Source organism: Rhodococcus sp. 5G237 (genome assembly GCF_053764735.1).
In genome coordinates this window covers 384,673-397,035 of sequence record NZ_JBSNCD010000005.1, presented here as the reverse complement: position 1 = coordinate 397,035, position 12,363 = coordinate 384,673, and the positions used below count along the sequence as shown (strand labels likewise).

Genomic DNA, 12,363 nt, shown 5'->3' with positions numbered 1-12,363 from the left:
GTGGACGGGTCAGTTCTCGTCGACCGGCGGGTTCTCGGCGTGTGTGATCGCCTCCGAGACCGAACCTGACACGGCCGCGATGTAGACGGAATCGTCGGCCTGCAACACCGTCCTGCGGTCGGGCAGCAGCCCGGTGCCGAACCGGATCAGGAACGCGACGCGCGAACCCGTGGCCTCCTCGAGGTCGGTGACGCGTCGTCCGACCCACCCCTCGTGCACGTTCACCTCGGCGATGGCGACGGATCCGGTGGGATCGCGCCAGCGGGCGGTCTCGCTGTCGTGCGTGAGCGCATGCAGGAAACGGTCGGTGGTCCACGGCACGGTCGCCACGGTGGGGATGCCGAGTCGCTCGTACGCCGCGGCCCGCTTGGCGTCGTAGATCCTCGCGACGACGCGTTCGACGCCGAAGGTCTCGCGGGCCACGCGCGTCGAGATGATGTTCGAGTTGTCGCCGGAGGAGACCGCTGCGAAGGCGTCGGCACGTTCGATGCCGGCGGAGATCAGGACGTCGCGGTCGAAGCCCATGCCGAGCACGGTGTGCCCGGGGAAGTCCGGGCCGAGTCGTCCGAACGCGCTCGCGTCGCGGTCGATGACCGCGACCTCGTGACCGAGCCGGACGAGTGCGGTGGCCACCGCCGAACCGACCCGACCGCACCCCATCACCACCACGTACACCCCAGTGGACTCCGTTCCGGTCGATCTTTCCGAGACGGACCGCTGCGGACCGCCGATCCGAACGGTACCGCGTGACGATCTTCGAGAGGTCGTGACCCGGCCGAGGGGTACTTCGGGGCCGGAACCGCATAGGCTTTGCGCGTGTCCAAGCTTTCCACCGCGGCGAAGCGGCTCGTGCTGGGTCGCCCCTTCCGCAGCGACACTCTCGGGCACGAGTTGCTGCCCAAGCGCACCGCACTGCCGGTCTTCGCCTCCGACGCGCTGTCGTCGGTCGCCTACGCACCCGAGGAGATCTTCCTCGTCCTCTCCGTCGCGGGGTTGTCCGCCTACGCCTTCTCGCCGTGGATCGGGCTCGCTGTCGCCTTCGTGCTCGTGATCGTGATCGCCGGCTACCGCCAGACCGTGCGTGCCTACCCGTCCGGCGGCGGCGACTACGAGGTCGCCACGAAGAATCTCGGCCCCACGGCAGGATTGACCGTCGGCAGTGCGCTGCTCGTCGACTACGTCCTGACGGTCGCGGTGTCGCTGTCGTCCGCGGCGGCGACGGTCGGATCGGCCGTGCCGTTCGTCGCCCGGCACAAGGTGCTCTTCGTCGTCGTCGCGATCGTGCTGCTGACCGCGGTGAACCTGCGCGGACTCCGGCACGCCGGCCGGGCGTTCGCCGTCCTCACCTACACCTTCGTGGGCTGCATGCTGGTGATGCTCGGGGCCGGGTTGTTCCGGATCTTCGTCCTGGGCGACGACCTGCGTGCGGAGTCGGCGGACTTCGAACTCGTCGCCGAGCAGACGGATCTGACCGCGCTCGCCTTCGTCCTCCTGCTCGCGCGGGCTTTCTCGTCCGGCTGCGCGGCGCTGACGGGTGTCGAGGCGATCAGCACGGGTGTGCCGGCCTTCGAGAAACCGAAGGCACGCAACGCCGCGACGACCCTGCTGGTGCTCGGCGGCATCGCCGTCACGCTGTTCCTCGGGGTGGTCTTCCTCGCCGAGCGGCTCGGTGTGGTGGTGGCCGAGCATCCCGATACCCAGCTGCGCGGTGCACCCGAGGGTTACGAGCAGAAGACGCTGCTCTCCCAGCTGGCGCACACCGTCTTCGAGGGGGTGCCGGCCGCGTTCGTCCTGATCACGATCGTCACCGCCGTGATCCTCGTGCTCGCCGCGAACACGGCCTTCAACGGATTCCCGGTGCTCGGTTCGGTTCTCGCGCAGAACCGTTACCTGCCGCGTCAGTTCCACACTCGCGGCGACCGGCTCGCCTTCAGCAACGGCATCCTTTTCCTCGCCGGGATCGCCGTCGTCTTCGTGTGGGTCTTCGAGGCCGAGGTCACCCGGCTCATCCAGCTGTACATCGTGGGTGTCTTCGTCGCGTTCAGCCTGGGGCAGGCCGGCATGGTGCGGCACTGGACGCGGGAACTGAGCACCGAGACGGATCCGTCGGCGCGGGGCCGTATGGCCCGGTCGCGATTGATCAACGGTGTCGGATGCGTCTCCACATCGGTGGTGCTGCTGGTCGTGCTGACGGGCAAGTTCGCCGCCGGGGCGTGGATCGCGGTGGTGACCATGGTCGTCGCGTTCGGGCTCATGAAAGCGATCCGGCACCACTACGACACGGTCGCCGCCGAACTCGAGAGAGCGGACTGGGACGGGGTGCTGCCCAGCCGCACCCATTCGATCGTGCTCGTCTCGACCCTGCATCTGCCCACGATGCGCGCCCTCGCCTATGCGCGGGCGACCCGCCCCGACACCCTCGAGGCGATCACCGTGAACGTCGACGACGAGAGCACCCGGCGTCTCGTACTCGAATGGGAGAAGAGCGATCTCACCGTGCCGTTGAAGGTCGTCGAGTCGCCCTACCGGGAGATCACGCGGCCCGTCCTCGACTACGTCCGCCGGGTGCGGCGCGATTCTCCCCGCGACGTCGTGACCGTCTTCATCCCCGAGTACGTGGTGGGGCACTGGTGGGAGCAACTGCTCCACAACCAGAGCGCCCTGCGGCTCAAGAGCCGGCTCCTCTTTCAGCCGGGGGTGATGGTGACGAGCGTGCCCTGGCAGCTGCGCTCGTCCGCGGACACCGGTGCGGTGGGGCGGGCCGCCCCGAACGGGCAGGATCGACAGTTGGACAACGAGGAGGAACCGCGGTGAATCGTCAGGCACACCCGCGCACGGATTGGTCCGGCCGGAGGATCGAGGTGATCCTCGGCAATCCCGCCCACGGTGGTGCGTGTGTCGCTCGATTCGAGGGGCGCGTCGTGTTCGTGCGGCACGGACTGCCGGGGGAGCGGGTCTTCGCTCGGGTCACCGAGGATCGGGGCGGGTCGTTCTGCTTCGCCGACGTCGAGGACGTGCTCGAGGCGTCCGAGGACCGCATCGATCGGGTCTGCCCGATCTCCGGTCCGGGAGGGGCGGGTTGCTGCGACCTCGCGCACACGACCGTCGAGGCTCAACGCCGGTTCACGGGCGCGGTGGTGGCCGAGCAACTGCGCCGGCTCGGTGGGGTGGACCGCGAGGTGACGGTCGAGGAGGTGCCGGGCGGTGCGTCCAACGGCACTCTGTGGCGCACCCGGGTCCGGCTCGCGGTGGACGTGGTGGGGAACCCGGGATACCGCCGGTACCGCAGCAACGAGGTCGTCCCCGAACTGGCGTGCCCGCAGATCGATCCGCACGCCTACGTCGGCCTCACCGATCGTGTGTGGCAACCGGGAGCGGAGCTGCAGGTCGTGCTCGACGCAGACGGCCGGCGGCACGTGGTGGAGATCGCACCTCCGGTCCTCTCGGGTGGTGCGCGACGGCAGGGCCGGCGCGGCGCGGCGTCGCGGCGGGCGGCGGTGAACGCGCCCCGTCCGGAGAAGGTGATCGAAGGCTCGGGACGGGTGGTCGAGCGGGTCGGCGAGCGCGAGTGGCGGTTGGCGCCGACCGGTTTCTGGCAGGCTCATCGCGGCGCTGCGTCGACCTATTCGGCTGCGGTGGCCGACTGGGCGCAGGCCTCGGAGGGTGCGACGGCGTGGGATCTGTACGGCGGAGTGGGGGTGTTCGCGGCCGTGCTCGCCGAGCAGGTCGGTCCGTCCGGGCGGGTGGTGTCGGTCGAGTCGTCGAAGACCGCCGTGGACGACGGGATCGAGGCGCTCGCCGATTTCGGTCAGGTGTCCTTCCGTCACGGGCGTGTGGAGCGGATGATCCCCGACCTGCCGGCCCCCGAGGTGGTCGTCCTCGACCCGCCGCGCGCGGGGGCGGGCAAGGACGTGGTGGCCGCCGTGGCCGCGGCGGGACCGCGCCGGATCGTCCACGTGGGCTGCGATCCCGCGTCCTTCGGTCGGGACGTGGGTCTGTACCGGGACAACGGATTCGAGTTGGCGGACGTCCGGGCCTTCGCGGCGTTCCCCTCCACTCATCACGTGGAGTGCATCGGTCTGTTCACCCGTTGAACCGGGTTCCCGTCGCACCCGCCCGGGGTCCGTGCTGTGTGTGGTGTGGCGAGGTGTGACGGGGACCGCATCCGGGTAGTCGGTGTGACATGAAAAAGAGATTGCTTGTAGTACGCAACTAATCTGTATAGTTGCATGACGTAATCAATTAGTTCATTCCGACGGAGGTTCGCTGTGCCGGAAAAGGCTCAGGCCCACGAACTCGCCGACGCCATCTTCATGTTCGGTCGCACGCTGCGTGGTGCACTCGTGCACCACGACACCGATGTGCTTCCTTCCGCGCTCGTCGCGGTGCTGTTCGTGCTCGCACGGATGGGGGAGTGCCGGCCCAGCGAGCTCGCCGTCGAAATGTGCGTCAGCCAGTCGTCGTTGAGCAGACAGATCGCCGAACTCGTCGAGCGAGGCCTCGTGGATCGACATCCCGATCCCGACGATCGTCGTGCTCACCGGGTGAGTTGTTCGGTCGCGGGTATCGAGATCCTCGACCTCGTGAAGAAGCGCCGGACCGAACGGCTCTCCGCAGAACTCTCGGACTGGCACGAGGACGAGATCGCAGGCGCCATCACGACGCTCGAACGTCTCACCTCGTCCCTGGCTCCGCTCGTCATCGATACTCGAAGGACCAATTCATGACCACAGTCTCCGGACAGGGAGCGCAGCCGGATGCTCCGGCAGCCGAGGAGCAGATGACGCACCGCGAGATCCTCGTCGTGCTGTCGGGCCTCCTCGCCGCTCTCTTCACGGCGTTGCTGAGCAGCACCATCGTCTCGACCGCTCTGCCGACGATCATCGCGGATCTGAACGGTACCCAGACCCAGTACGCCTGGGTCATCACCACGGCGCTGCTCGCGAACGCCGCGTCGACGCCCATCTGGGGCAAGTTCGCCGACCTGTTCAACAAGAAGCTGCTCGTCCAGCTCGGGATCCTGGTCTTCGTGATCGGCTCGGTCCTGGCCGGCATCGCGCACAACGTGCCGGTCCTGCTCGCCGCCCGCGTGATCCAGGGCATCGGCATGGGTGGTCTGACCGCTCTCGTCGTCGCGATCATCGGCAGCATCATCCCGCCCCGCCAGCGCGGCCGGTACTCCGGCTACATGGGCGCCGTCATGGCCGTCGCCATGTCGGGTGGACCCGTGCTCGGTGGTGTCATCGTCGACCTCCTCGGCTGGCGCTGGTGCTTCTACGTCTGCGTGCCGATCGCCGTCGTCGCGCTGATCCTGCTGCAGCGCACGCTGCACGTCACGACCGTCCGCAAGGAGAACGTGAGCATCGACTGGTTCGGCGCCACGCTCATCACCGCCGCCGTGAGTGTCCTGCTCGTCTGGGTGTCCTTCGCCGGTAAGGCCGACTACTACGAGTGGTTCTCGGCCGAGTCCGCCCTCTACGTCGGTGCCGGCATCGTCCTGCTCGTCGCGACGCTGATCGTCGAGTCGAAGGTCGCCGATCCGATCATCCCGCTGAAGATCGTCACCGAACGCACCACCGGTCTCGCGATCATCGCGTCCGTGGCAGTCGGTATCGGCCTGTTCGGCGCCACCACCTTCCTCGGCCAGTACTTCCAGACCTCGCGGGCCTACAGCCCGACGGTCGCCGGTCTGCTCACTATCCCGATGGTCGCCGGCACACTCGTCTCGTCGATGCTTTCCGGTCAGCTCATCACGCGCTTCGGCAAGTGGAAGGGCTTCCTGGTCGGCGGCGCGATTCTGCAGATGGTCGGTTTCGGACTTCTCGGCACGGTCGACCACCTCACCTCGCTCACGCTCATCAGCGTGTACATCGCGATCGTGGGTCTGGGCACCGGCATGCTGATGCAGAACCTCGTCCTCGCCGTGCAGAACACCGTGAGCGTGCGCAACATCGGCGCCGCGAGCAGTTCCGTCGCCTTCTTCCGCACCTTCGGTGGCGCGATCGGTGTGTCGGTGCTCGGTTCGATCCTCGCGTCCCGTGTCGCGACGATCTCCGCCGACGGCCTCGCGAAGCTCGGTGTGGACACCTCCGGTGGCGGATCGGGTGGAACTCTCGACTTCTCCCAGTTGCCCGAGCCGGTGGCCGAAGTCATCCGTGCCGCCTACGGCGACGCGACGGCGACCCTCTTCCTCGTGGCGGCGGCGTTCGCGGTCGTTACCCTGGTGGCAGTGGTGCTGATCCCGAACCAGGCGTTGCGCACCACCATCGACCTCGTCGAGGAGAAGTCGCCGGCCGATCGCGCCGACATCTCCTCGTGAGGGTGACCTCGCTCACCGGCGGACGATCCGCCCGCCGGTGACCAGGAGATCACGCGGAAGCGAGGCGGTGGCGGGAGACGCTCCGTTCCCGCGCTCCGTAGACTGAGGAAATCACTCGCGCGACGAGCGTGAGGCACGAGCCGGAGGGAGCTGTTCCAGTTGGGTGTTCTGTCCCGCATCCAGTCGCCCGACGATCTACGTCGACTCTCCCCTGTGGAGCTCACCGAGCTTGCGGGGGAGATCCGGGAATTCCTGGTCGAGAAGGTCGCGGCGACCGGCGGTCACCTCGGGCCCAATCTCGGCGTCGTCGAGCTGACCATCGCTCTGCACCGGGTGTTCGATTCGCCACGCGATCCGATCCTCTTCGACACCGGTCATCAGGCCTACGTCCACAAGATCCTCACCGGTCGTCGCGACGAGTTCGACAGTCTCCGGCAGAAGGGTGGGTTGTCCGGCTACCCGTGCCGCGCGGAGAGCGAACACGACTGGATCGAGTCGTCGCACGCCTCGGCCGCCCTGTCGTACGCCGACGGACTCGCCAAGGCCTATTCGCTGTCCGGACAGTCCGATCGGACCGTGGTGGCCGTCGTGGGCGACGGCGCGCTGACCGGCGGTATGTGCTGGGAAGCGCTCAACAACATCGCCGCCGGGCAGAACCGCTCGATGGTGATCGTCGTCAACGACAACGGCCGCTCATACGCACCCACGATCGGCGGTCTCGCCGAGCACCTCGCGGCGCTGCGCCTCAAGCCCGGCTACGAGAAGGTGCTCGACAACAGTCGGCGCATCGTCAAGCGGATCCCCTGGATCGGCTCGGCGGCCTACTCGGTGCTGCACGGCATGAAGGCCGGTGTGAAGGACGCGGTCAGCCCGCAGGTGCTCTTCACCGATCTGGGCATCAAGTACCTCGGCCCGGTCGACGGGCACGACGAGCAGGCCATGGAATCGGCGCTGCGTCGCGCGAAGGCGTACGGCGGCCCGGTCCTCGTCCACGCCGTCACCCGCAAGGGAGCCGGCTACGCGCCCGCCGAGAACCACCTCGCCGATCAGATGCATGCCACGGGCGTGATGGATCCGCGCACGGGTCGGGCGAAGTCCACCTCCGCCCCCGACTGGACGTCGGTCTTCTCCGACGAACTCATCGCGCTGGGGGAGAAGCGGGAGGACGTCGTGGCGATCACCGCTGCGATGCCCGGACCGACCGGACTCGCCAAGTTCGGCGAACGGTTCCCCGAGCGCACCTTCGACGTCGGCATCGCCGAACAGCACGCGGTGACGTCGGCGGCGGGGCTCGCGCTCGGTGGGATGCATCCCGTCGTCGCCGTCTACTCGACCTTCCTCAACCGCGCGTTCGACCAGCTGCTCATGGACGTCGCACTGCTTCGGCAGCCGGTCACCGTGGTGCTCGACCGGGCGGGTGTCACGGGTTCCGACGGGGCCAGTCACAACGGCATGTGGGATCTGTCCCTGCTGGGCATCGTTCCCGGCATCCGGGTCGCCGCTCCGCGCGACGGGGCGACGCTGCGCGAGGAACTCGGTGAGGCGCTCGACGTCTCCGACGGCCCGACCGTCCTCCGGTTCCCCAAAGGCTCGGTGGGAGAAGACATCCCGGCGCTTGAGCGTCTCGACGGCACGGTCGACGTGCTGCGGATGCCGCCGTCGCGGCGAGGCGACGCACTGATCGTCGCGGTCGGCGCCTTCGCCGGTCTCGCGCTCGACGTCGCCGATCGTCTCTCCAAGCAGGGCATCGACGCCGCGGTCGTCGACCCGCGGTGGGTCTTCCCCGTGCCCGACGCGGTGGTCGACCTCGCACGCGGCTTCCGGATCGTCGTCACGATCGAGGACAGCGGCCTCCACGGTGGTGTCGGCTCGGCGGTCTCCGCCGCGCTGCGCCGCAACGACGTCGACGTGCCCACGCGCGATCTCGGGGTGCCGCAGCAGTTCCTCGATCACGCCTCCCGCAACGAGATCCACGCCGAACTCGGTCTGACGGCCCAGGATGTGGCGCGTCAGGTCACCGGCTGGGTCGCCGGCCTGGACAGCGAACCCGAGGAGCGGTCGCGACCCTCGGCGGTCGAGCAGTCCGACCGCGAAGCGGGCTGAGTCCGGCCCACGCAGACATACAGACGCCAGGGGCGGTATCCGGATCACCGGATACCGCCCCTGGCGTCTGTATCGACTAGCTCTGCATCTCCTCGAGTTCCATGCCCTTGGTCTCGGGGATCCTCGTCTTGACGAAGAAGAACGACAGCAGGGCGAAGAACGCGAACAGTCCGTACAGGAACCACAGCCCGACCGCGGAGGTGAGCGGCGGGAACGCCAGTGTCACCGTGAAATTCGCGATCCAGTTCGCCGCGGTGCTGATACCGAGGGCGACTGCGCGCATGCGGTTCGGGAACATCTCGCCGAGCATCACCCACATGATCGGGCCCCAGGTGGCGGCGAAGAAGATCACGAAGGCGTTCGCGCCGACGAGGGCGAGCGCACCCCACGGTGCCGGAAGTTCGACGTCCTCACCGCTGCCGACCGCCTGCGAGAAGGCGATCGCGGCGAGCAGCAGGCTGACGAACATGCCGATCGAACCGGTCATCAACAGCGGACGGCGACCGATCTTGTCGACGAACAGGATCGCGACGAACGTCATGAGCACGTTGATCACGGCGGTGATCACCGAGGTGGTGAACGACTGGTTCTCGGTGAAGCCCACCGACTTCCATAATGTCGTCGAGTAGTAGAAGATCGCATTGATACCGACGAACTGCTGGAAGACGGCCATCGTGATGCCGACCCACACCAGCGGCTGCAGACCGAAGACCGGGCCGCGGATGTCGCCGAAGGACGCCTTCGACTCGCGGCGCAGCGTCAGCCGGATCTCGCGGACACGCTCGTCGGGCCGAAGCTCGCCCGTGACGTTGGCCAGGACGGCCGCAGCCTCTTCGTCCATGTCCTTGCCGACGAGATAGCGGGGGGACTCCGGGATCGTCAGCGCCAGTACACCGTAGAGGACGGCGGGCGCGACGCCGACGAGGAACATCCACCGCCAGGCCTCGAGATTCCACCACAGCTCGTTCGACGCTCCACCGGCGGCGTTCTGCAGCACCGCGTCGGACAGCAGGGCCGCGAAGATGCCGAGAGTGATGGCGAGCTGCTGCAGTGATGCGAGGGCGCCGCGGTAGCGAGCGGGTGCGATCTCGGAGATGTAGGTCGGTGCGATGACCGACGCGATACCGATGCCGAGGCCGCCGAGCACACGCCACAGCATGAGATCGGGAACGCTGAAGGCCAGACCGGACCCGATCGACGAGATGACGAACAGGGCGGAGCCGAGGAGCATCACCCGCTTGCGGCCCCAACTGTCGGCGAGGCGTCCGGCGAACCACGCGCCGACGGCACAGCCGAGCAGGGCGATGGCGACGGCGAAACCGGTCACGAACGAACTGAGCGCGAAGTTGTCCTGGATGGAGTCGACGGCGCCGTTGATGACCGAGCTGTCGAAGCCGAACAGGAAACCGCCCACGGCCGCCGCGACGGTCACGGCGATGACTTTCGCGGCGTGTGCGGTCGATGGTTGGGTCACCGAGAAACTCCTGGATGGGACTGGCCGCGAGGGCGGAAAAAGGGCTGGACACAGTGTGTTTTCTTCAGGGGAACATTACGCCGGGATGAACGGCCGACTCGACGTTTCCGGCGAGAACTCGCCCACAGGGCGGACTGCGAACGGGACATCCACGGAGTGTGACGACACCTCCGATCGGGCAGGAAGTTAAGAAATATTCTCTCCGCGCCGTCGCTCTGCCTGCGACGTTCCCGTCCGGTGAGGACCTCCGCTTGACACTGTGTGATCTGGGAATACAGTCTCGTTCCATGACTCGGCGACGACCGGACGCGACGGTACAGGGTGTGGTGGGTGAAGCGGCGTTCCTGCTGACCTCACCTCGGAGGTTTCTCATGGAGATCGCTCTGCCTCCGGTGGGGCACGGTGTGGTGGAACACAGCAAGGCGCTCATGGATCCCGTCACACGCTTCCGGAACACGAGTGCGTACATCTTCCTCGTGGCGTTCGGCGACGACGAGGAACGACGCAGGGTGGTGCGTTTCGTCAACCGCGCCCACGCACCGGTCCGCTCCGGCGGATACAACGCCTTCGATCCGAAGCTCCAGTTGTGGATCGCCGCGGTGATGTTCCACGGCGGCCGCGACGTGTACGAGCGGTTCTTCGGCCGCGTCGACCGGGCCGAGGCCGAACGGCTCTACCGCGAGTTCGCGGTCTACGGCACGTCGTTGCAGGTACCTGAGGAGATGTGGCCCGCGGACCTCGACGCGTTCGATGCCTACTGGCACAGCGTCGTCGACGATCTCGAGATCGACGAGACCGTTCGTTCCTACGCACGCGCCCTGCTCTCCGGCGGCGACCTGCCGATCGTCGTCCGGCCGGCGATGGCGCTCAACAGGTTCTTCACCCTCGGCATGCTCGATCCCCGAATCCGTGAGGCCTACGGCTTCACGTGGACCGAGGCCCACCAGCGATGGTTCGACCGCCTCATGCGGATCGCGGTGCCCGCCTACCGAGCGCTGCCCGCGGCGGCGCGCCACCTGCCCAAGAAGCTGGTCCTGCGCGACGCGCGTAAGAGGTTCGCCGCGGTGCCCGCGCACGTCGCTGCTGGCTAGATGTACTGCCCGGGACGCGGAAGCGCCGGAACGAAGCAGTACGTAGGAGAGACGGCGGAGATCAGTTCTCCGCCGTCAGGGCCTTCGCGAGTCGCGGCACGGTCAACGCGCGCTGCCACGGACGTGCCCCGCCCTCGGCGAAGCGGCCGTCGATGTACTCCTCGACGTCGCCCCCGTCGGAGACGTCCCAGTCCCAGCACAGGCGCCGAACGAGTTCGGGACTGATCAGGTTCTCGACCGGAACGGCGACTTCCTCGCTCAGAGCGGCGAGTTCGCCGCGCGCGAGGGCGAGACGTGCGGCCTGTTCGGGGTGGTGGCGCGACCACCGGCCGGCAGGCGGAGGCCCGGTCAGCGGCGGCGTGAGGGGTGGGAGCCGGTCCTCCGGCAGTGCACGGGCCCGCTCGATCGCGTTGAGCCACGCGCGGGAGGAACGCCGCTGCCGCGGACCGCCGAAGACCGGAAGCTTCTGCAGCTGTTCGACGGTCGTGGGATTCGCCTCCGCGGCGGCGATGATCGCGGAGTCGGGAAGGATGCGCCCCGGCGCGATGTCGCGCCGGGCGGCGATCTCGTCGCGGGTGGTCCACAGTTCCCGGACGATCGCCAGGCGGCGTCGGTCCTTGATCGCGTGGATCTTGGACGTGCGGCGCCACCGATCGGGCTTCGGAGCGGGCGGCCCCGCGAGCCGGATGTGCTCGAATTCCTGAGCGGCCCACTCGGTCTTGTTCTGTCGCTCGAGTTCGCTCGCTATCGCGTCGCGGAGTTCCACGAGCGGTTCGACGTCGAGCGCGGCGTAGTTGAGCCACGAGTCGGGAAGCGGCCGCGTCGACCAGTCAGCCGCACCATGGCCTTTGCGCAGCTCGAGGCCGAGGGTCTCGGCCACGATCGCAGCGAGACCGACGCGGGGGAATCCGGCGAGGCGACCGGCGAGTTCGGTGTCGTACAACTTCGCCGGGCGGAGTCCGAGTTCGGCCAGGCCGGGGAGATCCTGGTCGGCGGAGTGCAGGACCCATTCGAGGTCGTTGATCACCTCGGCCAGGGGAGCAAGGTCGTCCCGTGTCGGAATGGGGTCGAGCAGCACCGTGCCGGCGCCCTCACGGCGGAGCTGTACGAGATAGGCGCGCGCGGAGTAGCGGTAGCCCGACGCGCGTTCGGCGTCGACGGCGAGCGGGCCGTGTCCCTGCGCCAGCATCGCTGCGGCCTCGGTGACCCCGCGCGCCGTGGTGACGACCTCCGGGACGCCGTCGCGCGGTTCGAGGAGCGGCACCGTCGTCACGCTCGTGCTCTTCTGCTCGTCCTCGTCGTTCTGTGCCGGCATGGGCGTGACTCTAGCGGTGTCGTCCCCGTGCGCAATTCCGTTCCTGTCCGGAACGTCCGAT

At 68.1% G+C, this 12,363-nt stretch carries 9 protein-coding genes; 6 read left to right on the top strand and 3 right to left on the bottom strand.

All coding sequences use genetic code 11. The features are described 5' to 3' along the window. Nucleotides 1-9: 9 nt before the first annotated feature. Entirely contained in the window at nt 10-675 is a 666-nt protein-coding gene (locus ACWPOC_RS14155; protein WP_060650900.1) for a potassium channel family protein, read from the bottom strand. A 141-nt stretch (nt 676-816) separates the two neighbouring features. Between ACWPOC_RS14155 and ACWPOC_RS14150 the strand changes: the two genes are divergently transcribed. From ACWPOC_RS14150 to dxs, 5 genes are all read left to right on the top strand, one after another. After that, nucleotides 817-2,814: an APC family permease gene (locus ACWPOC_RS14150; RefSeq protein WP_455408870.1), complete on the top strand. Its 1,998-nt coding sequence runs from the start codon at nt 817-819 to the stop codon at nt 2,812-2,814. After that, nucleotides 2,811-4,094, top strand: coding sequence for a class I SAM-dependent RNA methyltransferase (locus tag ACWPOC_RS14145; RefSeq protein ID WP_455408869.1), 1,284 nt, complete (start codon nt 2,811-2,813; stop codon nt 4,092-4,094). Before ACWPOC_RS14150 ends, ACWPOC_RS14145 begins: the two co-directional genes overlap by 4 nt. 174 nt (nt 4,095-4,268) lie before the next feature. After that, complete coding sequence (locus tag ACWPOC_RS14140) at nt 4,269-4,727, top strand: MarR family winged helix-turn-helix transcriptional regulator (protein ID WP_159418508.1); 459 nt, start codon at nt 4,269-4,271, stop codon at nt 4,725-4,727. Continuing rightward, entirely contained in the window at nt 4,724-6,319 is a 1,596-nt protein-coding gene (locus ACWPOC_RS14135) for an MDR family MFS transporter (RefSeq protein ID WP_159418507.1), read from the top strand. Before ACWPOC_RS14140 ends, ACWPOC_RS14135 begins: the two co-directional genes overlap by 4 nt. A gap of 159 nt (nt 6,320-6,478) precedes the next feature. After that, entirely contained in the window at nt 6,479-8,422 is a 1,944-nt protein-coding gene (gene dxs / locus ACWPOC_RS14130; RefSeq protein ID WP_159418506.1) for a 1-deoxy-D-xylulose-5-phosphate synthase, read from the top strand. Between the two features lie 76 nt (nt 8,423-8,498). Here the strand turns inward: dxs and ACWPOC_RS14125 are convergent, their stop codons facing one another. Beyond that, the gene (locus ACWPOC_RS14125) at nt 8,499-9,896 is read right to left on the bottom strand and encodes a sugar porter family MFS transporter (RefSeq protein WP_455408868.1); all 1,398 of its coding nucleotides are present in this window, start codon (nt 9,894-9,896) and stop codon (nt 8,499-8,501) included. A 287-nt stretch (nt 9,897-10,183) separates the two neighbouring features. Between ACWPOC_RS14125 and ACWPOC_RS14120 the strand changes: the two genes are divergently transcribed. After that, nucleotides 10,184-10,987, top strand: a complete 804-nt coding sequence (locus ACWPOC_RS14120) for an oxygenase MpaB family protein (RefSeq protein WP_455408867.1) — start codon at nt 10,184-10,186, stop codon at nt 10,985-10,987. A gap of 61 nt (nt 10,988-11,048) precedes the next feature. On the opposite strand, the gene ACWPOC_RS14115 is transcribed toward ACWPOC_RS14120, so the two are convergent. Then, complete coding sequence (locus ACWPOC_RS14115; RefSeq protein ID WP_120282362.1) at nt 11,049-12,302, bottom strand: ribonuclease D; 1,254 nt, start codon at nt 12,300-12,302, stop codon at nt 11,049-11,051. Nucleotides 12,303-12,363 lie beyond the last annotated feature (61 nt).

What these genes read in the sequence shown, in the direction of transcription:
- ACWPOC_RS14135 (WP_159418507.1), top strand. Translation starts at nt 4,724, where the DNA reads ATGACCACAGTCTCCGGACAGGGAGCGCAGCCGGATGCTCCGGCAGCC.
- ACWPOC_RS14120 (WP_455408867.1), top strand. Translation starts at nt 10,184, where the DNA reads ATGACTCGGCGACGACCGGACGCGACGGTACAGGGTGTGGTGGGTGAA.
- ACWPOC_RS14115 (WP_120282362.1), bottom strand. Translation starts at nt 12,302, where the DNA reads ATGCCGGCACAGAACGACGAGGACGAGCAGAAGAGCACGAGCGTGACG.